General features: G+C 66.9%; 22 protein-coding genes. 6 read left to right on the forward strand and 16 right to left on the reverse strand.

Annotation, left to right across the window (positions count from 1 at the left end):
* The 4 genes from ftsB to ACFWP0_RS17645 form a co-directional block, all read right to left on the reverse strand.
* The coding region (gene ftsB / locus ACFWP0_RS17630; protein WP_377844145.1) for a cell division protein FtsB at positions 1–379 on the reverse strand (379 nt) is incomplete at its 3' end.
* A 65-nt stretch (positions 380–444) separates the two neighbouring features.
* A complete protein-coding gene (eno, locus tag ACFWP0_RS17635; RefSeq protein ID WP_006218107.1) occupies positions 445–1,731 on the reverse strand; it encodes a phosphopyruvate hydratase in 1,287 nt (428 codons plus the stop codon).
* 4 nt (positions 1,732–1,735) lie between these two features.
* Positions 1,736–2,020, reverse strand: coding sequence for a DUF1330 domain-containing protein (locus ACFWP0_RS17640; RefSeq protein WP_377844147.1), 285 nt, complete (start codon positions 2,018–2,020; stop codon positions 1,736–1,738).
* 203 nt (positions 2,021–2,223) lie between these two features.
* Positions 2,224–3,876 carry a CTP synthase gene (locus ACFWP0_RS17645; protein ID WP_377844149.1) on the reverse strand — a complete coding sequence of 551 codons (1,653 nt, stop codon included), beginning with the start codon at positions 3,874–3,876 and terminating at the stop codon, positions 2,224–2,226.
* 224 nt (positions 3,877–4,100) lie between these two features.
* Here ACFWP0_RS17645 and ACFWP0_RS17650 point away from each other — a divergent pair, with 224 nt between their 5' ends.
* A complete protein-coding gene (locus ACFWP0_RS17650) occupies positions 4,101–5,099 on the forward strand; it encodes a hypothetical protein (RefSeq protein ID WP_377844151.1) in 999 nt (332 codons plus the stop codon).
* 51 nt (positions 5,100–5,150) lie between these two features.
* On the opposite strand, the gene ACFWP0_RS17655 is transcribed toward ACFWP0_RS17650, so the two are convergent.
* The 9 genes from ACFWP0_RS17655 to ACFWP0_RS17695 all read right to left on the reverse strand — a co-directional run bounded on the left by ACFWP0_RS17655 (position 5,151) and on the right by ACFWP0_RS17695 (position 16,378).
* Positions 5,151–6,941 (reverse strand): aminopeptidase P family protein, encoded by a 1,791-nt coding sequence (locus ACFWP0_RS17655; protein WP_377844152.1) that lies wholly within the window; start codon positions 6,939–6,941, stop codon positions 5,151–5,153.
* A 13-nt stretch (positions 6,942–6,954) separates the two neighbouring features.
* Complete coding sequence (locus ACFWP0_RS17660) at positions 6,955–7,773, reverse strand: M55 family metallopeptidase (RefSeq protein WP_377844154.1); 819 nt, start codon at positions 7,771–7,773, stop codon at positions 6,955–6,957.
* A 20-nt stretch (positions 7,774–7,793) separates the two neighbouring features.
* The gene (locus ACFWP0_RS17665) at positions 7,794–8,888 is read right to left on the reverse strand and encodes a P1 family peptidase (protein ID WP_377844156.1); all 1,095 of its coding nucleotides are present in this window, start codon (positions 8,886–8,888) and stop codon (positions 7,794–7,796) included.
* A gap of 173 nt (positions 8,889–9,061) precedes the next feature.
* Positions 9,062–9,961, reverse strand: coding sequence for a glutathione ABC transporter permease GsiD (gsiD, locus tag ACFWP0_RS17670; RefSeq protein ID WP_377844158.1), 900 nt, complete (start codon positions 9,959–9,961; stop codon positions 9,062–9,064).
* Positions 9,962–9,968: 7 nt separating this feature from the next.
* Positions 9,969–10,889: a glutathione ABC transporter permease GsiC gene (gsiC, locus tag ACFWP0_RS17675; protein ID WP_377844159.1), complete on the reverse strand. Its 921-nt coding sequence runs from the start codon at positions 10,887–10,889 to the stop codon at positions 9,969–9,971.
* An 89-nt stretch (positions 10,890–10,978) separates the two neighbouring features.
* Positions 10,979–12,532 carry a glutathione ABC transporter substrate-binding protein GsiB gene (gsiB, locus tag ACFWP0_RS17680; protein ID WP_377844161.1) on the reverse strand — a complete coding sequence of 518 codons (1,554 nt, stop codon included), beginning with the start codon at positions 12,530–12,532 and terminating at the stop codon, positions 10,979–10,981.
* A gap of 66 nt (positions 12,533–12,598) precedes the next feature.
* Positions 12,599–14,485: a dipeptide ABC transporter ATP-binding protein gene (locus ACFWP0_RS17685; protein ID WP_377844163.1), complete on the reverse strand. Its 1,887-nt coding sequence runs from the start codon at positions 14,483–14,485 to the stop codon at positions 12,599–12,601.
* Positions 14,486–14,525: 40 nt separating this feature from the next.
* A complete protein-coding gene (locus tag ACFWP0_RS17690) occupies positions 14,526–15,506 on the reverse strand; it encodes an isoaspartyl peptidase/L-asparaginase family protein (protein ID WP_377844165.1) in 981 nt (326 codons plus the stop codon).
* Positions 15,503–16,378 carry a MurR/RpiR family transcriptional regulator gene (locus tag ACFWP0_RS17695; RefSeq protein ID WP_377844166.1) on the reverse strand — a complete coding sequence of 292 codons (876 nt, stop codon included), beginning with the start codon at positions 16,376–16,378 and terminating at the stop codon, positions 15,503–15,505. The genes ACFWP0_RS17690 and ACFWP0_RS17695 overlap by 4 nt, the downstream gene beginning before the upstream one ends.
* A 187-nt stretch (positions 16,379–16,565) precedes the next feature.
* On the opposite strand from ACFWP0_RS17695, the gene ACFWP0_RS17700 reads away from it, so the two are divergent.
* The gene (locus tag ACFWP0_RS17700) at positions 16,566–17,024 is read left to right on the forward strand and encodes a GNAT family N-acetyltransferase (RefSeq protein WP_377844544.1); all 459 of its coding nucleotides are present in this window, start codon (positions 16,566–16,568) and stop codon (positions 17,022–17,024) included.
* Positions 17,025–17,091: 67 nt separating this feature from the next.
* On the opposite strand, the gene ACFWP0_RS17705 is transcribed toward ACFWP0_RS17700, so the two are convergent.
* The 3 genes from ACFWP0_RS17705 to ACFWP0_RS17715 all read right to left on the reverse strand — a co-directional run bounded on the left by ACFWP0_RS17705 (position 17,092) and on the right by ACFWP0_RS17715 (position 19,193).
* Positions 17,092–17,745, reverse strand: coding sequence for a CoA transferase subunit B (locus tag ACFWP0_RS17705; RefSeq protein WP_377844168.1), 654 nt, complete (start codon positions 17,743–17,745; stop codon positions 17,092–17,094).
* 12 nt (positions 17,746–17,757) lie between these two features.
* Positions 17,758–18,456: a CoA transferase subunit A gene (locus ACFWP0_RS17710; protein WP_377844169.1), complete on the reverse strand. Its 699-nt coding sequence runs from the start codon at positions 18,454–18,456 to the stop codon at positions 17,758–17,760.
* 287 nt (positions 18,457–18,743) lie between these two features.
* Entirely contained in the window at positions 18,744–19,193 is a 450-nt protein-coding gene (locus ACFWP0_RS17715) for an acyl-CoA thioesterase (RefSeq protein ID WP_377844171.1), read from the reverse strand.
* Between the two features lie 102 nt (positions 19,194–19,295).
* On the opposite strand from ACFWP0_RS17715, the gene ACFWP0_RS17720 reads away from it, so the two are divergent.
* From ACFWP0_RS17720 to ACFWP0_RS17735, 4 genes are all read left to right on the forward strand, one after another.
* Entirely contained in the window at positions 19,296–20,942 is a 1,647-nt protein-coding gene (locus tag ACFWP0_RS17720; protein WP_377844172.1) for an electron transfer flavoprotein-ubiquinone oxidoreductase, read from the forward strand.
* A 72-nt stretch (positions 20,943–21,014) separates the two neighbouring features.
* Positions 21,015–21,866, forward strand: coding sequence for an NAD-dependent epimerase/dehydratase family protein (locus tag ACFWP0_RS17725; RefSeq protein WP_377844174.1), 852 nt, complete (start codon positions 21,015–21,017; stop codon positions 21,864–21,866).
* A 73-nt stretch (positions 21,867–21,939) separates the two neighbouring features.
* Positions 21,940–23,043, forward strand: a complete 1,104-nt coding sequence (locus ACFWP0_RS17730; protein WP_377844176.1) for a cytochrome — start codon at positions 21,940–21,942, stop codon at positions 23,041–23,043.
* A complete protein-coding gene (locus ACFWP0_RS17735) occupies positions 23,040–23,384 on the forward strand; it encodes an antibiotic biosynthesis monooxygenase family protein (RefSeq protein ID WP_377844178.1) in 345 nt (114 codons plus the stop codon). Before ACFWP0_RS17730 ends, ACFWP0_RS17735 begins: the two co-directional genes overlap by 4 nt.
* Positions 23,385–23,414 lie beyond the last annotated feature (30 nt).

The raw sequence follows: 23,414 nt of genomic DNA on the forward strand, positions 1-23,414 counted from the left end.
GCGGCCGGGCAGCCGGCGCGCTGGCGCGCGCGGGCGCGGGCGCGGGCGCGGCGGCGGGCTTCGCAGCGGCATCGGCCGCCAGCGAAGCGCCGGCGGGCGGCGGGGTGTTCTGGGGCAGGACGTGCACGAACACTTCTCCGTCGCGCATCATGCCCAGCTCTCCGCGCGCCCTTTCTTCAATGGCGCCGGTGCCGCCTTCAAGGTCCCGCACTTCGGCCTCAAGCGCGGCATTGCGCGCGCGCAGGCCTTCGTTGGTCTCGTGCTGCTCCGCCACCTGGCGTTGCAGATCCCAGACCTTGAACCACCCGCCCTTACCCAGCCACAGCGGGTATTGGATCAGGCCTAGCAGCACGAACAGCACCAGGAACAACAGGCGCATACGCGGGAACCCTCAGCAGTCGTGGCGTGGAAGCGGCCGCGGCGTCAGGCCACGGCCGCGCTTCTTCAACGCAGGTTGTAGAAAGCTTCCAGGCCAGGATACGACGCCACTTCGGCCAGTTCCTCTTCGATGCGCAGGAGCTGGTTGTACTTGGCCATGCGATCCGAGCGGGACAGCGAACCGGTCTTGATCTGCATGGCGTTGGTCGCCACGGCGATGTCGGCGATGGTCGAGTCTTCGGTTTCGCCCGAACGGTGCGACACGACGGCGGTGTAGCCGGCGCGCTTGGCCATTTCGATGGCGGCGAACGTTTCCGTCAGGGTGCCGATCTGGTTGATCTTGATGAGGATCGAGTTGGCGACGCCCTTTTGGATGCCTTCGCGCAGGATCTTGGTGTTGGTGACGAAGAGGTCGTCGCCCACCAGTTGCACTTTCTTGCCCAATTGGTCGGTCAGGAGCTTCCAGCCATCCCAGTCGTTTTCGGCCATGCCGTCTTCGATGGAGATGATCGGATACTTGTCGCACCAGGTGGCCAGCAGGTTGGTGAACTCCTGCGAGGACAGCGAAATGCCGCCTTCGCCGGCCAGGGTGTACTTGCCGTCGCGGTAGAACTCGGAGCTGGCGCAATCCAGGCCCAGGGCGATCTGCGTGCCCGGCTCGTAGCCGGCTTCGGTGATGGCCTTGAGGATCAGCTGGATGGCGGCTTCGTGGCTGGGCACGTTGGGGGCGAAACCACCCTCGTCGCCGACGGCCGTGGACATGCCCTGGCCGTGGATCAGCTTCTTGAGCATGTGGAAGACTTCGGCGCCCCAGCGCAGGGCTTCGCGGAAGCTGCCTGCGCCGACCGGCAGAATCATTAGTTCCTGCAGGTCGAGCGTGTTGTTGGCGTGCGCGCCGCCGTTGATGACGTTCATCATCGGCACGGGCATGCTCATGGGGCCGCTGCCGCCGAAATAGCGATACAGGGACAGACCCGATTCGTCGGCGGCGGCGCGGGCCACGGCCATGCTGGCCGCCAGGATGGCGTTGGCGCCCAGGCGCTCCTTGGACTCGGTGCCGTCCAGCTCGATCAGCGTACGGTCGACGAAGGTCTGTTCCTGGGCGTCCAGGCCCATCAGGGCTTCGGAGATTTCCGTATTCAGGTTCTCGACGGCGCGCAGGACGCCCTTGCCCAGATAGCGGCTCTTGTCGCCGTCGCGCAGCTCGATGGCTTCGCGCGCGCCGGTGGATGCGCCCGACGGCACGGCCGCGCGGCCCATGGCGCCGGATTCCAGCAGCACATCGCATTCCACGGTGGGGTTGCCGCGCGAATCCAGAATCTCGCGGCCGATGATATCGACGATTGCACTCATGACTTTACATTCCCTGAACGATAAACATATTCATGACGGCCGCACCTTCGCGGGCATTGCGGGCACGGCGGTACTGCCAGGAGTCGTAGAAAGCCTGGGCGGCGGCCATGGACGGAAACTCCATGACGACGGTACGGCCAGGCTCACGCCCCTCGAGGTGCTTGGACTCGCCGCCGCGCACCAGGATCTTTGCATCGTACGCGCGCATGGCGAGCGTGGACAGACGCTTGTAATCCTCATAGAGCGCGGGCTTGGTCACTGAAACGTCGGCGATGAGATAAGCACTCATGGGGTTCCTTCAGAGCAGTTGCGTTGGTTGCGGTCGGACGCCGGATACGGCGACGCCGCCAGTGTCGCGCAAGGCGGCCGGGCGACGCATATCCGATGCTAATTGGTTGTATCCGAAAGAAGCGCCGCCGTACAGGGCGGCGCCGGGGCAACGGCCCGCGGCCCCGAGGATCCGCACGCGGAACTCGAGACCGCAGGCGCGCATTACGCCTCCTGGCCGCGGCGAGCCTTTTGCTCGATGGCGGCGCGGATATAGCTGGAGAACAACGGGTGGCCGTCACGCGGGGTGGACGTGAACTCCGGGTGGAACTGCACGCCCACGAACCACGGGTGGTCGGGCAATTCCATCATTTCCGGCAGGTTCTCGCTCGGCGTGCGGGCGCTGATCACCATGCCGGCCTCTTCCAGGCGCGGCACGTAGACGTTGTTGACCTCGTAGCGGTGGCGGTGACGCTCGTTCACTTCGTCGCCGTAGATGGTCTGGGCGCGGGTGCCCGCCTTGATCGGCACGCGTTGCGCGCCCTTGCGCATGGTGCCGCCCAGGTCGGACGAATTGTCGCGCTTTTCGACCTTGCCTTCGCGGTCCATCCACTCGGTGATGAGCGCAACCACGGGATGCGGCGCGGAGGGATCGAATTCCGTGCTGTTGGCGCCGCCCAGGCCGGCGACGTGGCGCGCGAACTCGATGACGGCCAGTTGCATGCCCAGGCAGATGCCCAGGTAGGGCACGCCGTTTTCACGGGCGTAGCGGATGGCGGCGATCTTGCCCTCGGTGCCGCGCTTGCCGAAGCCGCCCGGAACCAGGATGGCGTCCAGGTGCTTGAGCTGGTCGGTGCCGCGGGTTTCGATGTCTTCCGAGTCGATGTACTCGATGTTGATCTTCGAGCGCGTGTGGATGCCGGCGTGGACCAGGGCTTCCGTCAGCGACTTGTACGACTCGGTCAGGTCGACATACTTGCCGACCATGCCGATGGTTAGCTGGTGCTCGGGGTGTTCCAGCGCCTCGACCAGGTTGTCCCACATGGACAGGTCGGCCGGCGGCGGGGTCAGGCCCAGGGCTTCGCAGACGATGTTGTCCACGCCCTGCTTGTGCAGCATGGCGGGGATCTTGTAGATCGAATCGGCGTCCCAGACGGAGATGACCGCGTCCAGGGGCACGTTGGAGAACATCGAGATCTTGGCGCGCTCGTCGTCCGGAATGCGGCGGTCGGCGCGGCACAGCAGCGCGTTCGGGTAGATGCCGATTTCGCGCAGCTTCTGCACCGAGTGCTGGGTGGGCTTGGTCTTCAGTTCGCCGGCGGAGGCGATGAAGGGCACCAGCGTCAGGTGGACGAAGGCCGCGTTGTTGCGGCCCATGCGCAGGCTCATCTGGCGCGCGGCTTCCAGGAACGGCAGGGACTCGATGTCGCCCACCGTGCCGCCGATTTCGACGATGGCAACGTCGGTGTTGCCATTCCAGCCGGCTTCGGCGCCGCGGGCGATGAAGTCCTGGATTTCGTTCGTGATGTGCGGAATGACCTGGACGGTCTTGCCCAGGTAGTCGCCGCGGCGCTCCTTGCGCAGCACGGACTCATAGATCTGGCCGGTGGTGAAGTTATTCACCTTGTGCATGCGAGCGGAAATGAAGCGCTCGTAGTGGCCAAGATCCAGGTCGGTTTCGGCGCCGTCTTCCGTGACGAACACCTCACCGTGCTGGAAGGGGCTCATCGTGCCCGGATCGACGTTGATGTAGGGGTCGAGTTTCAGCATGGTCACCTGCAGACCACGCGACTCAAGGATGGCTGCGAGCGACGCGGCGGCGATGCCCTTGCCCAGGGAAGACACCACACCGCCGGTGACAAATACGTATTTGGTCATCGTAATGAGCACCCGGGACGAGCGGGCGCGTGCGGGAAATTTGGATTATAGCCGGGCGGCGGGAGTTATTTGGGTTTTCCCCTAGCGATGGTCACGTAACATTTGGCTGCACTCGGCAGGACATTGCCGCGTGGCGCGCAGCGGCGCCATGCTATGGTCGATCCCTATTTTTTTGGCTGCTGTTTTTCTTCCGACAGCCCCCTTCAGTCTTCCGCAAAGCGCTGATGACCACCCTCTCCCGCTCCGCCCATTCCCTTGCCTGGCGCCTCGCCGTCGCCGCCGTCCTGCTGCGCCTGGGCTACATCGCGCTCATTCAGATTTACACCCTGACGGGACCTTCGCCGTACCTCGACCGGGTCCGGGAAAGCTACAGCCAGCCCGAAATGCTGGCCCCGCTGCTGGCCAACATGGCGGCCAGCCTGGTGATCGCCGGACTGGCGACGTGGGGCGCCATGCGCCGCTGGCTGGCGCGCAACGACACGGCGGCGGTCGACCAGCCCGGCAGGCTGTTCGGCACCTTCCTTGCCCTGCAGGCGCTCTACACGCTGTGCCTGTCGGCCGGCCTTGCCCTCGCTCAGAACGCGATGCTGGGAAGCCTGATCAAGGGCGGCTCGCTGCTGGATGAGTGGTTCGGCCTCGGCGTGACCGGGCAATTCCTGGCGATGAACCTGTTGACCAAGGCGGTGACCATCCCCCTGGAGATCATCGGCGTCTGCCTGGCGGTGCGCATCGCGACCTGGACGGTGGCCCCCGCAGGCCCAGCCGGCGGCCCCGTCCATGGGCGGCGGCATGCGGCCTGGATCGCCGGGCTGACCGTGCTGGCATGGCAGTTGAGCATTTCGATCACGCTGGGCGGCTTTCTGCAGATGCACACCCTGGGCGCAGGCTGGCTGGAATACGCGTTGGGATACTGGGTGCTGCCGGCCATCGTGATGGCGCTGTGCGCGCTGGCGTGCCTGAAAGTCCTGCCCCGCGAGCTGGGGCGCGCCCGCATTGGGCGCGCGGTGGCTCACGGCAGCATCGCGTTCTGGTTCGCCCAGGCGGCGGGGGTCGGCCTGGGCGTGCTGGCGCTGCGCGCAATGACCTGGAACCAGCTTGCCTTCGCCAGCGAATCCTATGTCGCGGCGGGCGTCACGCTGCTGATCTATGCGGCGCTGCTTGCCCTGGGCTGCCTGATCGGCGCCCGCGCGCTGTACCGCGGCGGCAAGCAAGACCCCCGGTAATGAACCAGGCCCTGGCGTCCCGGCAGGCCGGGGACGCCAGAAAAAACCGGCTCAGATGGCCGCGCAGCGCAGCGTGAGCCAGGCCAGGGCCTCGCCCTCGACCAGCGGCGACAGGCGTTCCAGCACTGTCTGGTGGTAGTCGTTCAGCCAGGCGATCTCGTCCGCCCGCATCAGCGAGGGCTCGATGCAGCGCGTGTCGATCGGGCAGAGCGTCAGCGTTTCAAAGCACAGGAATTCGCCCAGTTCCGAAGTCAGCCAGCTGCGGTTGGCCACCAGGTTCTCGATCCGCACGCCCCAACGGCCGGGCCGATAGATGCCCGGCTCGTTCGAGGTGATCATGCCGGGTTCCATGGCCGTGTGGGGTCCCGGCATGGCGCGGTACGAAATGACCTGCGGGCCTTCATGCACATTCAGGAAATAGCCCACGCCGTGGCCGGTGCCGTGGCCGTACTCGGCGCCGCCTTCCCAGATGGGCGCGCGCGCGATGGCATCCAGCATGGGCGACGGCGTGCCGCGCGGGAACGACGCGCGCGACAGCGCGATCATGCCCTTGAGCACCAGCGTGAAGTCGACCTTCTGGTCGGCGCTGGGCGTGCCCACGGCGACCACGCGGGTGATGTCGGTGGTGCCGCCCAGGTACTGGCCGCCCGAGTCGATCAGCAGCAGGCCGTCGCCCTCGATGGTCGCGTGCGATTCGGGCGTCGCGCGGTAGTGCGGCATGGCGCCGTTGGCGTTGAAGCCGGCGATGGTGGCAAAGCTGGGGCAGACGTAGGCGGGCCGGCGGGCGCGGGCAGCCGTGATCCGCTCGTCGATCGTCAGCTCGGTGATGGTTTCATTGCCCAGCGCGCCTTCGAACCAGGAGAAGAATTCACAGAGCGCCGCGCCGTCCTGCGCCATCGCCTGGCGCACATTGGCCAGTTCGGCGTCGGTCTTCCTGGACTTCAGCAGGGTGGACGGGTTGATGGCTTCGATGCGCGGCACCGCCGGATCCATCGCGTGGAACACGCCGCAGGTCACGCGCGCCGGGTCGATCAGGAGCTTCTGGTCGAGTTCCAGCGAGGCCAGGGCATCCGCGGCCTGCGCGTAGTCCGCGACCTCGACGCCGTCGGCGGCCAGGGTGGCGCGCAGAGTGCCGTCGATCTTGCCCGCGGCCACGAAGAGCGTGGCGTGATCCAGGCCGATCAGCGCGTGGCCGACGAACACGGGGTTGTAGTCGACGTCCGCGCCGCGCAGGTTCAGGAGCCAGGCGATGTCGTCCAGCGTGGAGATGAAGTGCACGTCGGCGCCTTGCGCGCGCATGGCCTCGCGGACCTGGGCCAGCTTGTCGGCGCGGGCGACGCAGGCTTCGGGCGCCACATGTTCGTAGATCCGGGCGTCCGGGAGGCCGGCGCGGTCGGGCCAGACTTCGTCCAGCAGGTCCTCGCGGATTTCCAGCGCGGCGCCGGAGGTTGCCGCGGCGGCGGACAAGGCGCGGAAAGCGCCCAGGCCCAGCACCTGGCCATCCACGCCGATGACGTCGCCCGCCTTCGTGTTGGCGGCCAGCCAGTCCACATGGCCGGGCGTCGTGGCCAGCGCGATCTTCATGAGCCGCACGCCGGTGCCGGCCAGCTGCGCCTCGGCCTGCACCCAGTAGCGGCTGTCCACCCACAAGCCGGCAAAGTCGGCCGTGACCACCAGCGTGCCCACCGAGCCCGTGAAGCCCGACAGCCAGCGCCGCCCCTGCCAGCGGGCCGGCAGGTATTCGGACAGATGGGGGTCCGAAGAAGGAACGACATAGGCGGACAGGCCGCGGCGGCTCATGGCCTGCCGCAATTGGGCGATACGGGCGTCGGTGCTAGACATGGGGGAGTGATCCTTAGCGCAACATGAAAGACATGGCGGCCAGGCTGTTCAGCGTGCGGACGGCGGCCTGCATGCTATCCGTGGTGAATCGCAAGGTGACGCCGTCCACGCGTTCCAGCGTGGGCCACATGCAGAACAGGTCGGCCAGGGCCGCGCTCTGCGTCTGCAACCGGCATTCTATAGGGGCGGGAATGCGGAAAGGAACGGCTTTCTTCAGGTTGCGCACGGCGGTTTCGGCCGCGGCGGCAATCGCGCGGCGCGAAGCGGCCGGCGACAGGGTGACGCCGCTGCCCTGGCCGTGCGCGACCTTGGTCTGCACCCATTCGGCGCCCGGAAAGGTGTCCCGGGTTTCCGAAATGAACACGTCGTCGCCGGTGCCCAGGATGACGGGCACGCCCATCTCGCCGGCCAGCGCGCCGTACAGGCCGGCTTCGCCCAGTTCCATGCCGTTGATGAACACGCGCGCGAACGCGAAGCTGTTGATCGTGTGGGCCAGGATGCCGCGACCCTGCGAACGCGAGTGGTAGCCGATCATGAAGACCGCGTCGCAGCCCTCTTCCAAACCGCCCATCATGCCCAGGTAGCGCGGCTTGCCCAGCACTACGCGGGCGCGCTCGTCCAAGCCGTCCGGCAGCAGGTTGCGAAACCCGCCGTGCGAATCGTTGACCAGGATCTCTTCGGCGCCGCCGGCGATCGCGCCTTGCACGGCCGCGTTGGCCTCGGCCGTCATCCAGGCGCGGGCGCGCTCGTATTCGCCATTGCCGGCGCGGACCTGTTCGGGGTGGAAGACGCCGGCGACGCCTTCGATATCGGTGGAAATCAGGATCTTCATGGGATCAGCCTTCGAGGAATTCAGAATTCGGTGTCGGACAGCCACTGGCGCCATTCGGGCGCGGCAAGGCGGATCGCGGCGCGGTGGTTGCCGTCGCGTCCGGTCACGCCCTCGGCGTGCCAGAGCGCGGAAATGATGGCCTGCTCGCAGGCTTCGGCGGCGGCCTCGAACAAGGGATCGATGCGCGCTTCGTGCAGCATGGCGAGCGCGGGCATGGCGGCTTCGGCCAACTGCGGGATCGTGTAGGCGGTGGAGAACGCCAGCGCGATGTCCCCGCTGCCGTGCCCGAACACCGAGCCGGTGCGCGCCAGCCCGGCGCCCGCGCGCAGCGACAGGCGGCGCAGCTGGCGCGAGTCCAGCGGCGCATCGGTGGCCAGCAAGAGGATGATGGACCCTTTCTCGGGCACGATCGCGGCGTTCTCGCCCTGCTGCGCCAGCCCGCGGTCCAGCCGGTCAGCCAGCCGGCGGCCGAACGGCCGGCCCGCCACCGTCAGGTTGGGCAGACGGCCGAAGTTGGACAGCACCAGCGCGCCGACCGTGTAGCGCAGGCCGGGCTGGATGGAAGCCACCCGGGAGGCCGAGCCGATGCCGCCCTTGAAGGAGAAGCACGACATGCCCCGGCCCGCGCCCACGGCGCCCTGGCCGAACGGCTTGGCCGCGGCGGCCAGCGCGTCGGCGTAATGCGCCTCCTGCACGGCCAGCGCCTGGATGTCGTTCAGGTAGCCGTCGTTGCACTCGAAGACCAGCGGATTGACCGTGGCCATGCCGCGCCCGATGCCGGGGTTGGCGGCCACCGCGTGGCGGATCTGCGCGTTGGCGACGGTGCCCACGCCAAAGGTGTTGGTCAGCGCGATGGGCGTTTCCAGCACGCCCAGCTCCTGCACCTGGATCAGGCCCGTGCTTTTGCCGAAGCCGTTCAGCACGGTCGCGGCGGCCGGCGCCTTGTTCAGATAGGGGTCGCCGCCGTGCGGACGCACGACCGTCACGCCGGTCTGCACGGGGCCGTCGGCCAGGGTGCAGTGTCCCACCGTCACATCGCCCACGTCGCAGATCGTATCCAGCGGTCCCGACGGCAGCACGCCGATGCGGGGAAATTCCAGCGCTTGTTTGTCCATGGTTGCCGCGTGTCGCCACGCGCCTCAATGCAAAACGCCGCGGGGGGGGGGGAAAAGGGCCCCCACGCCGCGCCCCTGTCGGGGCTAGCTGCCCCCCGAGGGGGCTGCCCCGCCTTGGGGCGGCCCGGCGGCGGGGCGCCCCTGTCGAGGCTAGCGGCTCCCGCGGCGAGGGATTACTTGCGGTCGATCTTGGGATCGAGCGCGTCGCGCAGGCCGTCGCCCAGCAGGTTGAAGGCCAGCACCGTCAGGAAGATCGCCAGCGCCGGGAAGATCGCCACGTGCGGGGCGATCACCATGTCGGCGCGCGCCTCGTTCAGCATGGCGCCCCACTCCGGCGTGGGAGGCGATGCGCCCATGCCCAGGAACGACAGGCTGGCGGCCGTGATGATGGACGTGCCGATGCGCATCGTGCCGTACACCACGATCGGCGAGATCGTGCCGGGCAGGATGTGGCGCATGATGATGGTCCAGTCGGACGCGCCCACGCTCTTGACCGCTTCGACGTACGTCATCTGCTTGATCGACAGGGTGTTGCCGCGCACCAGCCGGGCGAACGCGGGCACGCTGAACACGGCCACGGCCACGATCACGTTGATCATGCTGGAGCCCAGGATGGCGACCACGCCGATGGCCAGCAGCATGCCCGGGAAGGCCAGCAGCACATCGGAGACGCGCATCGTGATGCGTTCCCACCAGCCCTCGTAGTAGCCTGCCATCAGGCCCATGAAGGTGCCGACGACGGCGCCCATGGCGACCGACAGGAAGCCGGCGGCCAGCGAGATCCGCGCGCCCATCACGATGCGGCTGAAGATGTCGCGGCCCAGCGAGTCCACGCCCAGCCAATGGGTCAGCGAGGGGCCGGCGTTCAGCGCGTCGTAGTCGAAGAAATTCTCGGCGTCGAACGGCACGATCCAGGGCGCGAAGGCCGCGACCACGACCAGCAGCAGGACGAAGACGCCGGCGCCCACGGCCAGCTTCTGCTTCTTGAACTTGCGCCAGAATTCGGTGGCGGGCGTGCGCACGTCGTTCTTGGGAACGGCGGCAATGCTCGTGGCGGATGTCGTATTGCTCATGGCCGCCTCACTTGTAACGGATGCTGGGATTGATGACGCCATAGAGCACGTCGACAATCAGGTTGATCAGGATGAATTCCAGCGAGAACAGCAGCACGAGGCCCTGGATCACCGGATAGTCGCGCTGGGTCACGGCGTCGACCAGCAGACGGCCAAGGCCGGGCCAGTTGAACACGGTCTCGACCACGATCGAGCCGCCCAGCAGGAAGCCGAACTGCAGGCCCATCATGGTCACGACGGGAATCAGCGCGTTGCGCAGCGCGTGCTTGATGACGACTCGGCGTTCGGTCAGGCCCTTGGCGCGCGCAGTGCGCACGAAGTCTTCCTGGATGACCTCCACGAAGGATGCCCGGGTGAAACGCGCCATGACGGCGGCCACCGCGGCGCCCAGCGTGATGGACGGCAGAATGTAGTGTTGCCAGGTCGAGGCGCCCACGGTCGGCAGCCAGCCCAGGTTCACGGAGAATACTTGCATCAGCATCATGCCCAGCGCAAACGCGGGGAACGAGATGCCCGACACCGCCAGCGTCATGCCAAGACGGTCAGGCCAGCGATTGCGCCAGACCGCCGATACGATCCCGATGATCATGCCGAACGTCACTGACCACACCATGCTGGCGAGCGTCAGCCACAAGGTGGGCATGAAGCGGTCGGCGATTTCGGTCGAGACGGGGCGCTTGGTGCGCAACGAGGTGCCGAGGTCGCCTTGCAGCATGTTGCTGAAGTAGCGCACGAACTGCTGCGGCAGGGGCAGATCCAGCCCGAGTTCCTGGCGCACGAGCTCGACGGTTTGCTGGTCGGCCTCCTGGCCCGCGGCCAGTCGCGCCGGGTCGCCCGGAAGCATGTGCACGAACAGGAACACAACCACGGCTACCAGCAGCAGCGTGGGGATCATGCCCAAAAGACGTTTGACGATGTAGGTCAGCATTGAAATTCCTGCAACATCGGCGGGGACACCGCGCCCCCGCCGTATGTGGCCTTACACGGGCCTTGCGGCCCTGAGAGTTACTGCTTGGTTTACTGCTTCAGGTCGATGTCGCCAAACCAGAACGAGGTGTCCGGCTCCACGTACACGCCCGACAGGTTCTTCGACTTCACGTACAAGTTGTTCTGGGTCACCAGGAAGGCCCACGGGGCGTCCTTCCAGATGGTTTCCTGAACGTTCTTGTAGATTTCCGTCTTCTTGGCGCGATCGGTCGTGGCCAGCGCTTGCTGGATGCCGTCATCGACCGACTTGTTCGAGTAGTACGACACGTTGTTCAGCACCGGCGGGAACGCGGGGGTGCTCAGCAGCGGACGCAGGCCCCAGTCGGCTTCGCCGGTCGAGGACGACCAGCCGGCGTAATACATGCGGACCTTGGCGTCTTCAGGCTTTTGCACCTGCTGGACGCGCTGCACGCGCTGACCCGATTCCAGCACTTCCACCGAGACCTTGATGCCGACCTGAGCCAGTTGCTGCTGCAGGAACTGAACCACCTTCACCGAGGTGCCGTCGTTGTAGGCGGACCAGAGCTGGCTTTCGAAGCCATTGGGGTAGCCGGCTTCGGCCAGCAGGGCCTTGGCCTTCTTGAGGTCGTAGGGCCACGGGCCCGTCTTGTGGGCGAAGTCCACGCCTTGCGGCACGACGCCGTCAACGACGGTGGCGTAGCCCGAGAACGCGACCTTGGCCAGGGCGTCCTTGTTGATGGCGTAGTTGATGGCTTCGCGCACCTTGGGGTTGTCGAACGGCTTTTGCTGCGTGTTCATCGACAGGTAGCGGGCCATGATCGAGTTCTTGTGGTCGACCACGTCCAGCTTTTCGTTCTTCTTCAGCACGGCGGCCTGCTCGAACGGCACCGGGAAGGCGAATTGCGCTTCGCCCGTCTGCACCACGGCGGCGCGGGTGTTGTTGTCGGTGACGGTGCGGAAGGTCAGCGTGTCGACCTTGGGGTAGCCCTTCTTCCAGTAGCCGTCGAACTTCTTGACCTTCAGGTACTCGGCCGGCTTCCATTCGACGAATTCGAACGGGCCGGTGCCCACGGGGTGGAAGCCGATTTCCTTGCCGTACTTGGCCAGGGCGGCGGGCGAGATCATCATGGCGGCCGGGTGGGCCAGCGCGTTGATGAAGGCCGAGAACGGCTTCTTCAGCGTGATCTTGATGGTCATCGGGTCGACGACTTCGGTCTTCTCGATGACGCTGAACTGGATGTAGCGCGACAGGCGGTTTTCCGGGTTGGCCGGACGATCGAAGTTGATCTTGACCGCTTCGGCGTTGAAGTCGGTGCCGTCATGGAACTTCACGCCGGGACGCAGCTTGAACGTGTAGACCAGGCCGTCTTCGCTGACGGTGTAGTCGGTGGCGAGCACCTTCTGGACCTTCAGGTCCTTGTCGAACTCGAACAGGCCTTCGTAGTAGGCCTTGCCGGCCGCCTGGTTCAGCGTGCTGTTGGTGTTGTACGGATCGAGCGTTTCCAGCGCGATGGAGACGGCAAACGTCACGTCCTTGGCAGCATGCGCCAACGGCGACGTGAGCACGCCGAAGGCCACCGCGGCAGCGGCCATCAGCTTGGTGGGGCGCAGAACTTTCATCATTGCAACTCCTGGTTCCGGAATGGAATTAGGGGGTTTGTTGGAAGAAAAACAAGGTCAACTGCTGACTCAATACGCTCCGCCGACGGGGTGGCGGGCTACAAAATGATCCGTCCCGACCTGCACCAGCGGATGCACCACCGGTTCGTCGCCCAGTTTGCGGATCGGGCTGGGAATTTCGTCGGACAACAAGGTGCGCTTCAAGTGGCGGCGCGCCGGATCGGCGATCGGCACCGCCGACATCAGCTTCTTGGTGTAGGGATGCTGCGGGTTCTCGAAGATCGCGCGGCGCGGGCCGATCTCGACGATCTGGCCCAGGTACATCACCGCCACGCGGTGGCTCACGCGTTCAACCACGGCCATGTCGTGCGAGATGAACAGGAACGAAATGCCCATGTCGCGCTGCAGGTCGATCAGCAGGTTCACGATCTGCGCCTGGATCGACACGTCCAGCGCCGACACCGATTCGTCGGCGATCACGACCTTGGGATTCAGGGCCAGGGCGCGCGCGATGCAGATGCGCTGGCGCTGGCCGCCCGAGAATTCGTGCGGATAGCGCTGCGCCATTTCAGGCGGCATGCCCACGCGCTCCAGCAGTTCGGCCACGCGGCGCTCGGCGTCGCGGCCCTTGGCCACGCCGTGCACCAGCAGCGGCTCCATGATGGAGAAGCCGACGGTCACGCGCGGATCCAGCGAGGCAAACGGGTCCTGGAACACGAACTGGATGTCGCGGCGCAGGGCTTGCAGCTCGTTGTTCTTCAGGCGCACGATGTCGCGGCCGCCGAACTCGATCTCGCCGCCCTGGCTGTCCACCAGGCGCAAGAGCGAACGGCCGGTCGTGGACTTGCCGCAGCCCGACTCGCCCACCAGCGACAGCGTTTCGCCCGGGTACAGGTCGAAGCTGACCTGCTCCACGGCGTGCACGCGGCGCTGCACGCGGCTCAGGATGCCGCCGCGCAGATCGAAGCGGGTCACAAGGTTGCGCACGCTGAGGATGGGCTCGCGCTTGGCTGCGGGCACTTCCTGCGTGCTGGCCGCGCCGGGCTCGGCCACGGGCTGGACCTGGCCTTCCACCTGCAGCAGCGGAAAACGCGCGGGCATGTCGGTGCCCTGCATGGCGCCCAGCTTCGGCACGGCCGACAGCAGCGCCTTCGTGTAGCTGTGGCGGGGCGCGGCGAACACCTGCTCGGACGGGCCTTCCTCGACCTTGTCGCCGCGGTACATGACCAGCACGCGGTCGGCCACTTCGGCGACCACGCCCATGTCGTGGGTGATGAACACCACGCCCATGTGCATCTCTTCCTGGAGCTGGCGGATCAGCTGCAGGATCTGGGCCTGGATGGTGACGTCGAGCGCGGTGGTGGGCTCGTCGGCGATCAGTAGCGCCGGCTTGCAGGCCAGCGCCATGGCGATCATGACGCGCTGGCGCATGCCGCCCGACAACTGGTGCGGGTAGCGGTCCAGCACCGACTTGGCTTCCGGAATGCGCACCTGCTCCAGCATGCGCAGCGCCTCGGCGCGAGCGGCCGCGGCGTCCTTGCCCTGGTGCTGGCGGATCGACTCGGCGATCTGGTCGCCGGCCGTGAACACCGGGTTCAAGGAGGTCATGGGCTCCTGGAAAATCATGGCCATGTCCGCGCCGCGCACATTGCGCATGACGCGCTGGCTGGAACCGGCCAGGTCGATCACGGAGCCGTTGCGCCGGCGCAGGGCCATGCTGCCCTGGGCGATGCGTCCGCCGCCATGTTCCACCAGGCGCATGAGGGCCAGCGACGTCACCGACTTGCCCGAACCCGATTCGCCCACGATGGCCAGGGTTTCGCCCCGGTCCACATGGAACGACAAGTTGCGCACGGCTTCGACCGTGCGCTCCGAACCCACGAAGCGCACCGTCAGGTCGTCGACCTGGACCACGCGGTTATCCGGCAGCGCCAGGCTGTTTGCGCGATCAACCATCTTTAGTAATCCCCAAAATCAAAACAGAACCCGCCGCCGCTCATCGGTAGATGGCGGCAACCGGCTTTTCGCCGACGCGGGCGTAACCGCGATACATGCCTTCCGTGTTGAACGGCAAGGCCACATTGCCCTGGGCGTCGACGGCCACCAGGCCGCCCTTGCCGCCGATGGTGGGCAGTTTTTCCATCACGACGCGGTCCGCCGCCGCTTCCAGCGAGGCGCCGCAATATTCCATTTGCGCCGCCACGTCGTAGGCGGCAACCATGCGGATGAACATCTCGCCGGTGCCCGTCGTGGAGACGGCGCAGGTCTTGTTGCTGGCGTAAGTGCCCGCGCCGATCATCGGCGCGTCGCCCACGCGGCCGACCTGCTTGTTGGTGATGCCGCCGGTGGAGGTGGCGGCGGCCAGGTTGCCCTGGGCGTCCACGGCCACCGCGCCCACCGTGCCGAACTTCTTGTCGGCGTCCAGCGGATCGGCCGGCGCGGGCTGGCCGCGGGCGACCATGGCCTGCCCGTCGTGGTCCAGCACGGCGGCGTCCGGCGTCTCGCGCTGCACGCGCAGCAGCTGCTCGCGGCGGGCCTCGGTCGAGAAGTACGACGGGTCCACGATTTCCAGGCCTTCCTGCCGGGCGAAGGCTTCGGCGCCCTCGCCCACGAAGAAGACGTGCTTGCTGTTTTCCATGACCTTGCGCGCGGCGAAGATCGGATTGCGCACGCAGTTCACGTTGGCGATGGCGCCCGAGCGCAGCGTGGCGCCGTCCATGATGGAGGCATCCAGCTCGTGGGTGCCGGCGCTGGTGAACACGGCGCCATGGCCCGCGTTGAACAGCGGGCAGTCTTCCAGCAGGCGGACGGCTTCGGTGACGGCGTCAAGCGCGCTGCCGCCCTTGGCCAGCACGGCCTGGCCGGCGGCCAGGATGGATTCCAGCGCGCTCAGGTATTCCTGTTCTTTCTCGGGCGACATGGCCGCGCGGGACATCGCGCCGGCGCCACCGTGAATGGCAATCACGGGTTGCATCATCGTTTACCTACTCCATGGATGAGCCACGGCATCACGGACTGGGTCACCCCAGCGGCGGCCGCGACGGAATTCTTGGCCCGATAGGCCACCGCGGAGGACAGGGCTTCGATGAGCCCGAGCGCGGCGGTTTCGGAATTGGGGATCAGCTGGCGCGCGGACAGCGCGTACAGCACGACGGATGCCGTGGGCGCCAGCGGAGACGTGGGTTTGTCGGTCAGCACCAGCACCGGCACGCCGGCCTGCTTGGCAGCGCCCGCCAGCGTCACGGTGTCGGCCAGGTAGCGGGGAAAGCCGATGGCGATCACCAGATCCTTGCTGGTCATGCGCGACATCTGGCGCGCCGCGTGCGACACGCCGCCGGGACCGGCCAGCGATTCGACGGAATGCAGGTGCATGCACAGGCCGCGCTGCAGCAAGCCGGCCAGAAAGCCGCTGGCGCCAAAGCCGATGATGAACACGCGGTCGGCGGCCAGGATGGCCTCGACGGCCTGCTCACAGGCCGCGGAGTCCAGCGATTGCAGCGTGCGCTGCGCGTTGCGGATGTCTTCTTCCAGCGTGGCGGCAAAAATCTGCACGGCGCTGGCGGAATGCGCCAGTTCGGTGCGCAGCTTTTCGACGGGCTCCAGCGCGGCTTCGAAGCCGCGCGCCAGTTCGGCGCGGAATTGCGGGTAGCCCGGCAGGTCCAGGGCCCGCGCGAAGCGGTTGGCCGTGGCCACCGACACCCCCACCGCGGCCGCGAACTCGTCGATGGTCATGGTGGCGGCGCGGAACTGGTGCGCCAACACGTACTCGGCCATCTTGTGCTGGGTCCGGCTCAGCGCGGGTTGTGCCCGGGCGATCCGGTCAGCGATCGTAAGTGCGGCCTTGGTCATCGAAGAGGGAGGGGTCGTAGCGGAAGTTTATGTAAATCTGTTTACACACAAATTTTAGATAAGAAAATAGATTTTCATACTAAGGGTATACCCGTGAAAATATGTAACAGTGCTGGAAAAGAATCGGGGCCGGTTTGAGGTACGCTTATTGCCCTCCGCTTTTCCGACCCTTGGAACCGCCCGAATGTTGCCCGCCTGGACTTGCAAGCCCCACGCCGAACTGACCGCCGCCGAGCTCTACGCCATTCTGCGTTTACGCTCGGAAGTCTTTGTGGTGGAACAGAACTGCGTGTTTCTGGATATGGACGGCAAGGACCTGCAAGGGCAGACCGAGCACCTGATGGCCTGGGCGGGCGGCGAGCTCGTGGCCTACTGCCGGCTGCTGGAACCCGGCTTGAACGACGGCCAGGCCGTCATCGGCCGGGTGATCACCGCTCCGGCGGCGCGCGGCACGGGCCTGGGGCATGAGCTGATGCGCCGCGCCAAGGTCGAGGCGCAGCGCATCTGGCCCGGCCAGCCCGTCTACCTGGGCGCGCAGGCGCGCCTGAAGGGGTATTACGGCGGGCACGGCTTCGTGCCGGTCACCGAGGAATACATCGAAGACGGCATTCCCCACGTGGGCATGCTGCTCAAGGAAACCGCCTAGCGCCGCAGGCCGGCGCGCCCATGAAAAACGCCCCTCGCGGGGCGTTTGCACTGCAGGGGACTGGAACTCAGCTGACCGCCGACACGTCCAGCTTCGCGGCCGTCTTGGACTTGATCTCGTCGACCGTCACGCCTGGCGCCGTTTCAAGCAGCTTCAGGCCGTTTTCGGTGACTTCCATCACGCCCAGGTCGGTGATGATCAGGTCGACCACACCCACGCCCGTCAGCGGCAGGTTGCATTCGGGCAGCAGCTTGATGTCTTCCGTGCCGTCCTTCTTCTTGGCCACGTGTTCCATCAGCACGACCACGCGGCCGACGCCGGCCACCAGGTCCATCGCGCCGCCCATGCCCTTGACCATCTTGCCCGGGATCATCCAGTTGGCCAGGTCGCCCTTTTCGGAGACCTGCATCGCGCCCAGGATGGCCAGGTTGATCTTGCCGCCGCGGATCATCGCGAACGAGTCGGCCGACGAGAAGATCGAGGAGCCGGGCAAGGTCGTGACCGTCTGCTTGCCGGCGTTGATGAGGTCTGCGTCGACCTCGTCGTCGGTGGGGAACGGGCCGATGCCCAACAGGCCGTTCTCGGACTGCAGCCAGACCTCGACGCCCTTGGGCACGTGGTTGGCCACCAGGGTGGGCAGGCCGATGCCCAGGTTCACATAAAAGCCATCTTGCAGCTCGCGCGCCGCGCGCGCCGCCATTTCATCGCGGGACCATGCCATGTCGTCTTCTCCTTAGGCCGGGCGAGTGGTGCGTTGTTCGATGCGCTTTTCGGGGGTCGTGTTCAGCACGATCCGTTGCACATAGATGCCGGGCAGGTGGATCTGATCCGGGTCCAGGCTGCCGGTGTCGACGATTTCCTCGACTTCGACCACCGTGAACTTGCCGGCCATGGCGACGTTCGGATTGAAGTTGCGGGCCGTCTTGCGAAACACCAGGTTGCCGCTGCGGTCGGCGATGTGCGCCTTGACCAGCGACACGTCCGGCACGAGCGAACGCTCCATCACGTACTGGTGGCCGTCGAACTCGCGGATTTCCTTGCCGTCGGCCACGATGGTGCCCACGCCGGTGCGCGTGAAGAACGCGGGAATGCCGGCGCCGCCGGCGCGCAGCTTCTCGGCCAGCGTGCCCTGGGGCGTGAACTCAAGCTCGAGCTCGCCCGACAGGTACTGGCGTTCGAATTCCTTGTTCTCGCCCACGTAGGACGCGATCATCTTGCGCACCTGGCGCGTATTGAGCAGCTGGCCCAGGCCGAAACCGTCGACGCCCGCATTGTTGCTGATGCAGGTGAGATCCTTGACGCCCGAATCACGCAGCGCGGCGATCAGCGCCTCGGGAATACCGCAAAGGCCGAAACCGCCCACGGCGATCATCTGACCGTCCTTGACGATGCCTGCCAGCGCCTCCTGGGCGCTTGCAAAAACCTTGTCCATCGCTCCAACTCCTAGTTAAGGTCGAACTGAAGAGAGCCCGCCCCGGCGCTTGCGCGCTGGGTTCCCGCAAAGAACCGGGAGATCGGGGCAAGCCCTGTTTTTCCTTGGGGCGCGGATGCCGGCGCCGTCTCCGTGGGCATCGCGACGAGGCCCGGTGTCCCTGGAGCGGCGGCGCCGAGGGTGGCGCGCCCTTATTGCTTTTGTGATTTTGCGCTAGATTTTACCGGCATGCCCGGCCAACGCACGCGCTATTTTGGCTGGTCCCCCCGCGGCCCCATGCCCCGGCGTCAAGCGGCCGGCGTGAACTGCGTCGCCATCTGCGCCAGGACTTCGGGCGGCCACGCCGCGGACGTATTGGCCACGTAGTCCATCCAGACCAGCACGTTGCGCCCGCGCGCATAGGGGCCTGCCGGGTCTCCGACCTTCTCGAGCAGCAGCTCGAATTCCGCGCTGGAGCGGCCGATGCGGGTCACTTTGTGGGTGACGCGGACCGTGGCCGGATACGTCAGGGGACGCAGGAAATCGCAGGACGCATGGGCCAGGATGGCGCCGTTGTCGGCGGGCAGCTCGAAGCCGGCGGCATACAGGATCTGCATGCGCGCCTCTTCCATGAGGCGGAAGTACAGCGTGTTGTTCAGATGGTTCAAGGCGTCTGAATCGCCCCAGCGCAAAGGCAATTCCAATTGATGGGTATCGCCCACCGCAAGAAGCCGCGCAGACAGATTGTCCGGGTTCACCAATTACTCCTGAAGGCTAAAAGAAATACAAAGGCAGGCTTGCAATACAATCGCCGATAATACTTCCAGCCATACATGGAATACATACGGGGAGCTTTGCAAATGTCTGAACGCGAGTCGATGGAATATGACGTGGTCGTGGTTGGCGGTGGACCCGCCGGCCTGGCCACCGCTATCCGTCTGAAGCAGCTGGCCGCTGAAAAGAATCAGGAAATCGGCGTCTGCGTACTTGAGAAAGGCGCGGAACTGGGTGCGCACATCCTTTCCGGCGCCGTCATGGACCCGCTGGCGCTGACCGAGCTCATCCCCGACTGGAAAGAAAAGGGCGCGCCGCTGTCGGTGCCCGTCACGCAGGACAAGTTCCTGTTCCTGTCCGAGACCGGCGCGCGCGCCACGCCGAACTGGCTGCTGCCGCAGTGCTTTCACAACGAAGGCAACTACATCGTCCGTCTGGGCGACGTCGTCAAATGGATGGGCGAGCAGGCCGAAGCGCTGGGCGTGGATATCTTCCCCGGCTTTGCCGCCGTTGAAGTGCTGTACGACGAAAACGGCGCCGTCCGCGGCGTGGTCACGGGCGACATGGGCGTGGCCCGCGACGGCAGCCGCACCGATCACTACCAGCCCGGCATGGAACTGCATGCCCGCTACACGGTGTTCGGCGAAGGCGCGCGCGGCCAGCTGGGCCGCCAGCTGATCGAACGCTACAAGCTCGACGAGGGCCGCGATCCGCAGGCCTACGGCATCGGCATCAAGGAAATGTGGGAAGTCGATCCCGCGCAATCCAAGCCCGGGCTGGTCATCCACACCGCCGGCTGGCCGCTCGATTCCGACACCTACGGCGGCTCGTTCCTCTATCACCTGGACAACAACCTGGTGGCGGTGGGCATGATCGTCGGCCTGGACTACGCCAACCCCTGGCTGTCCCCCTTCGACGAATTCCAGCGCTACAAGACGCACCCCGCCATCCGCGGCACGTTCGAGGGAGGCAAGCGCATCGCCTACGGCGCGCGCGCCATCACGGCCGGCGGCCTGCTGTCGCTGCCCAAGCTCACGTTCCCGGGCGGCGCGCTGGTCGGCTGCGAAGCCGGCTTCCTGAACGCATCGCGCATCAAGGGCAGCCACGCCGCCATCAAGTCTGGAAAGTTGGCCGCCGAAGCCGCCTTCGACGCACTGGTCGCCGACCGCCGCCAAGACGAGCTGACCGCCTACCCGAAGGCCTTCGAAGCCTCCTGGCTGCATGCCGAACTGAACAAGGCGCGCAACTTCAAGCAGTGGTTCAAGAAGGGCCGCACCATCGCCACGGTGATGACCGGCGTCGAGCAACTGCTGCTCAAGGGCAAGATGCCCTGGACGCTGCGCCACAGCAAGCCCGACCACGCCTGTTTGCAGCCGGCCTCGGAATGCGCGCGCATCGACTATCCCAAGCCCGATGGCAAGCTTACGTTCGACAAGCTCAGTTCGGTGTTCATCTCGAACACCAACCACGAGGAGAACGAGCCCGTCCACCTGACCCTCAAGGACGCGTCCGTGCCGGTGAAGGTCAACCTCGCCAAGTACGGCGGCCCCGAGGCGCGCTACTGTCCGGCGGGCGTGTACGAATTCATCAAGGACGACCACGGCGACGACCGCCTGCAGATCAATGCGCAGAACTGTGTGCACTGCAAGACGTGCGACATCAAGGATCCGACGCAGAACATCGTCTGGGTCGCGCCGCAAGGCGGCGAAGGGCCCGTCTACAGCGGCATGTAATCCGATCGGGCGCCGGCGCCCGGCCACAAGGCGCCCCGCGGGGCGCCTTTTTTCCGACCAGCGAGACAGACCATGACCGAACGCGTACTCCTCATCGGCTGCGGCGACCTGGGCCAGCGCGTGGCGCGGCGCTTCCTGGCGCGCGGCGACGAGGTCCACGCCCTGCGCCGCCACCCGCCGGCCGGCGACGCCAGCGGCATTCAATGGCTGCAGGGCGACATCGCCCGCGCGGACTTGCTGCCCGGCCTGCCGCAAGGCGTCACCCGGCTGATCCACCTGCCCGCCCCGGGCGCGCGCGATCCCGGCGTCTATCGCGCGGTATTCATCGACGGCCTGCGCAATGTGCTGCAGGAGCTGGACGCCTCGCGTCTCAAGCGGATCGTGTTCGTCTCCTCCAGCGCGGTGTACGGCGAGCACCACGGCGACTGGGTCACCGAAGATACGCCGCCCGCGCCGCAGGGCTTCAATGGCCGCGTGCTGCTGGAGGCCGAGGCCGCGCTGGCGTCCCAGGCGGTATCGTCGACCGCGCTGCGCCTGGCTGGCCTGTATGGCCCCGGCCGGCTGCAGCTGATCGAGCGGCTGCGCAGCGGCGCGGCCGGCGCGCCCACCCGGCCCGAGCACTGGGCCAACCGCATCCACATCGACGACGCGGCCGCCGCGGTAGTCCATCTTGCGCTCCTGCCCGACGTGGCGCCGGTGTATATCGGCTGCGACGACACGCCGCTGCCCCTGCATACGCTGTACGCCGACCTGGCGCGGCTGATCGGCGCCCCGGCGCCGCGCGAGGCGCCCGCGCCCGCCAATATCGGCAGCAAGAAGCTCAGCAATGCCCGTTTGCGGGCCAGCGGCCTGACGCTGCAATGGCCGGATTCGCGCCTGGGCTACGCCGCCCTGCTGGCCGAGGCCGGCACGTCGCAGGCATAGTTCGCCCTGCATCGAATCATTGCCTGCGGGGCTGTCGGATACTGGCGGCCAGACCCCCTTGCCCGCCATCGCCATGCAACCTGCCCACCCGCTGGACGCCGTTACCCACCCCGACCCGTACCCGTACTACGCGGCGCTTGCGAGCGCCCGGCCGCTGTACCGGGATGCGGCGCTGGACCTGTGGGTCGCCAGCCATCCCGACACGATCACTGCCGTCTTGCGGCATCCGGCCGCCCGCGTCCGGCCCGCGGCGGAGCCGGTGCCGCGGGGCCTGTGCCCCGGCCCCGCGGGCGAGCTCTTCGGCCGCTTCGTGCGCATGAACGACGGCGCGCTCCATGCGCGCCTGAAGGACTTGCTGGCGGCGTTCATCCGCGAACAAGGCTTGCAGCCATCGCCGCCGGCATGGCCCCGCGCCGCGCCGCTGGACGCCGCCTGCGTCGACCGTTACCTGGCCGCTGCGCCCGTGCACGCGCAGGCCGCGCTGCTGGGCTTGCCGTCAGCCGTCCACGCCGATTGCGCGGCGGATATCAGCGCCTTCCTGTCGGCCCTGCCCGCGGCGGCAGGCGCGGACCGCGTCGCCGCCGGCCATGCCGCCGCCGAGCGGCTGCAAGGCCGCCTGGAATCGCATCTGGCCGGGCCGCGGGCCTCGCCCGCGCTGCGCAGGCTGGGCTCCGACGCCGAGCAAGCCGGCATCGCGCCGGCCCTGCTGGCGGCCAACCTGGCCGGCCTGCTGTTCCAATCCTGCGAGGCGGGCGCGGGGCTGCTGGGCAACGCGCTCATCCTGGCCGGGCGGCGCGGCGTGCCCGCTGCGCTAACGCCGGAAGGCGCCCAGGCGCTGATCGACGACGTGGTGCGCCACGATCCCCCCTTGCACAACACACGGCGCTTTCTGGCCGGCCCCATCGACATCGGCGGGCAGCGCATCGAAGCCGGCCAGACCGTTCTGCTGGTGCTGGCGGCGGCAGCCGTGATCCAGCCCGACGCGGGCTGGACCTTCGGCGCGCAGCGGCACGCCTGTCCCGGCGGCGATGCCGCGCGCCGCCACGCCGCCGGCGCGCTCGCCCATCTGCTGCGCGCGGGCGTGGACGCGGCCGCGCTGGCCGCCCGATTCCGCTTCCGGCCGCTGCCCAACGCGCGCGTGCCCCAATTTGATTTTTCCGAGGACAACACCCCATGATCGCCGTGATATTCGAAGTCGAGCCCGCCCAGGGCAACCCCGATCCCTATCTGCACATCGCAGCCGGCCTGATCGACGAGCTGAAGGCCGTGGACGGCTTCATTTCCGTCGAACGCTTCCAGAGCCTGGCCACGCCGGGCAAGCTGCTGTCGCTGTCATTCTGGCGCGACGAAGACGCGGTCAAGCGCTGGCGCTCGCTGGAATCGCACCGCCGCGCGCAGGAAGCGGGACGCGGCGGCGTGTTCCAGAATTACCGCCTGCGCGTGGCGCAAGTGCTGCGCGACTACGGCATGAGCGAACGCGACGAAGCCCCCGCGGACAGCCGCAGCCGGCACGGCTGAACGCAAGGGCGGCGGCGAGGCCGGATTTTT

It is taken from the genome of Achromobacter sp. NPDC058515 (genome assembly GCF_042721735.1).
Lineage (GTDB): Bacteria > Pseudomonadota > Gammaproteobacteria > Burkholderiales > Burkholderiaceae_B > Achromobacter.

What these genes read in the sequence shown, in the direction of transcription:
- ACFWP0_RS17690 (WP_377844165.1), bottom strand. Translation starts at nt 15,506, where the DNA reads ATGATGCAACCCGTGATTGCCATTCACGGTGGCGCCGGCGCGATGTCC.
- ACFWP0_RS17705 (WP_377844168.1), bottom strand. Translation starts at nt 17,745, where the DNA reads ATGGCATGGTCCCGCGATGAAATGGCGGCGCGCGCGGCGCGCGAGCTG.
- gsiB (WP_377844161.1), bottom strand. Translation starts at nt 12,532, where the DNA reads ATGATGAAAGTTCTGCGCCCCACCAAGCTGATGGCCGCTGCCGCGGTG.
- eno (WP_006218107.1), bottom strand. Translation starts at nt 1,731, where the DNA reads ATGAGTGCAATCGTCGATATCATCGGCCGCGAGATTCTGGATTCGCGC.
- ACFWP0_RS17725 (WP_377844174.1), top strand. Translation starts at nt 21,015, where the DNA reads ATGACCGAACGCGTACTCCTCATCGGCTGCGGCGACCTGGGCCAGCGC.
- gsiC (WP_377844159.1), bottom strand. Translation starts at nt 10,889, where the DNA reads ATGCTGACCTACATCGTCAAACGTCTTTTGGGCATGATCCCCACGCTG.
- ACFWP0_RS17685 (WP_377844163.1), bottom strand. Translation starts at nt 14,485, where the DNA reads ATGGTTGATCGCGCAAACAGCCTGGCGCTGCCGGATAACCGCGTGGTC.
- ACFWP0_RS17645 (WP_377844149.1), bottom strand. Translation starts at nt 3,876, where the DNA reads ATGACCAAATACGTATTTGTCACCGGCGGTGTGGTGTCTTCCCTGGGC.
- ACFWP0_RS17710 (WP_377844169.1), bottom strand. Translation starts at nt 18,456, where the DNA reads ATGGACAAGGTTTTTGCAAGCGCCCAGGAGGCGCTGGCAGGCATCGTC.
- ACFWP0_RS17640 (WP_377844147.1), bottom strand. Translation starts at nt 2,020, where the DNA reads ATGAGTGCTTATCTCATCGCCGACGTTTCAGTGACCAAGCCCGCGCTC.
- gsiD (WP_377844158.1), bottom strand. Translation starts at nt 9,961, where the DNA reads ATGAGCAATACGACATCCGCCACGAGCATTGCCGCCGTTCCCAAGAAC.
- ACFWP0_RS17660 (WP_377844154.1), bottom strand. Translation starts at nt 7,773, where the DNA reads ATGAAGATCCTGATTTCCACCGATATCGAAGGCGTCGCCGGCGTCTTC.
- ACFWP0_RS17695 (WP_377844166.1), bottom strand. Translation starts at nt 16,378, where the DNA reads ATGACCAAGGCCGCACTTACGATCGCTGACCGGATCGCCCGGGCACAA.
- ACFWP0_RS17720 (WP_377844172.1), top strand. Translation starts at nt 19,296, where the DNA reads ATGTCTGAACGCGAGTCGATGGAATATGACGTGGTCGTGGTTGGCGGT.
- ACFWP0_RS17650 (WP_377844151.1), top strand. Translation starts at nt 4,101, where the DNA reads ATGACCACCCTCTCCCGCTCCGCCCATTCCCTTGCCTGGCGCCTCGCC.
- ACFWP0_RS17655 (WP_377844152.1), bottom strand. Translation starts at nt 6,941, where the DNA reads ATGTCTAGCACCGACGCCCGTATCGCCCAATTGCGGCAGGCCATGAGC.
- ACFWP0_RS17735 (WP_377844178.1), top strand. Translation starts at nt 23,040, where the DNA reads ATGATCGCCGTGATATTCGAAGTCGAGCCCGCCCAGGGCAACCCCGAT.
- ACFWP0_RS17665 (WP_377844156.1), bottom strand. Translation starts at nt 8,888, where the DNA reads ATGGACAAACAAGCGCTGGAATTTCCCCGCATCGGCGTGCTGCCGTCG.
- ACFWP0_RS17730 (WP_377844176.1), top strand. Translation starts at nt 21,940, where the DNA reads ATGCAACCTGCCCACCCGCTGGACGCCGTTACCCACCCCGACCCGTAC.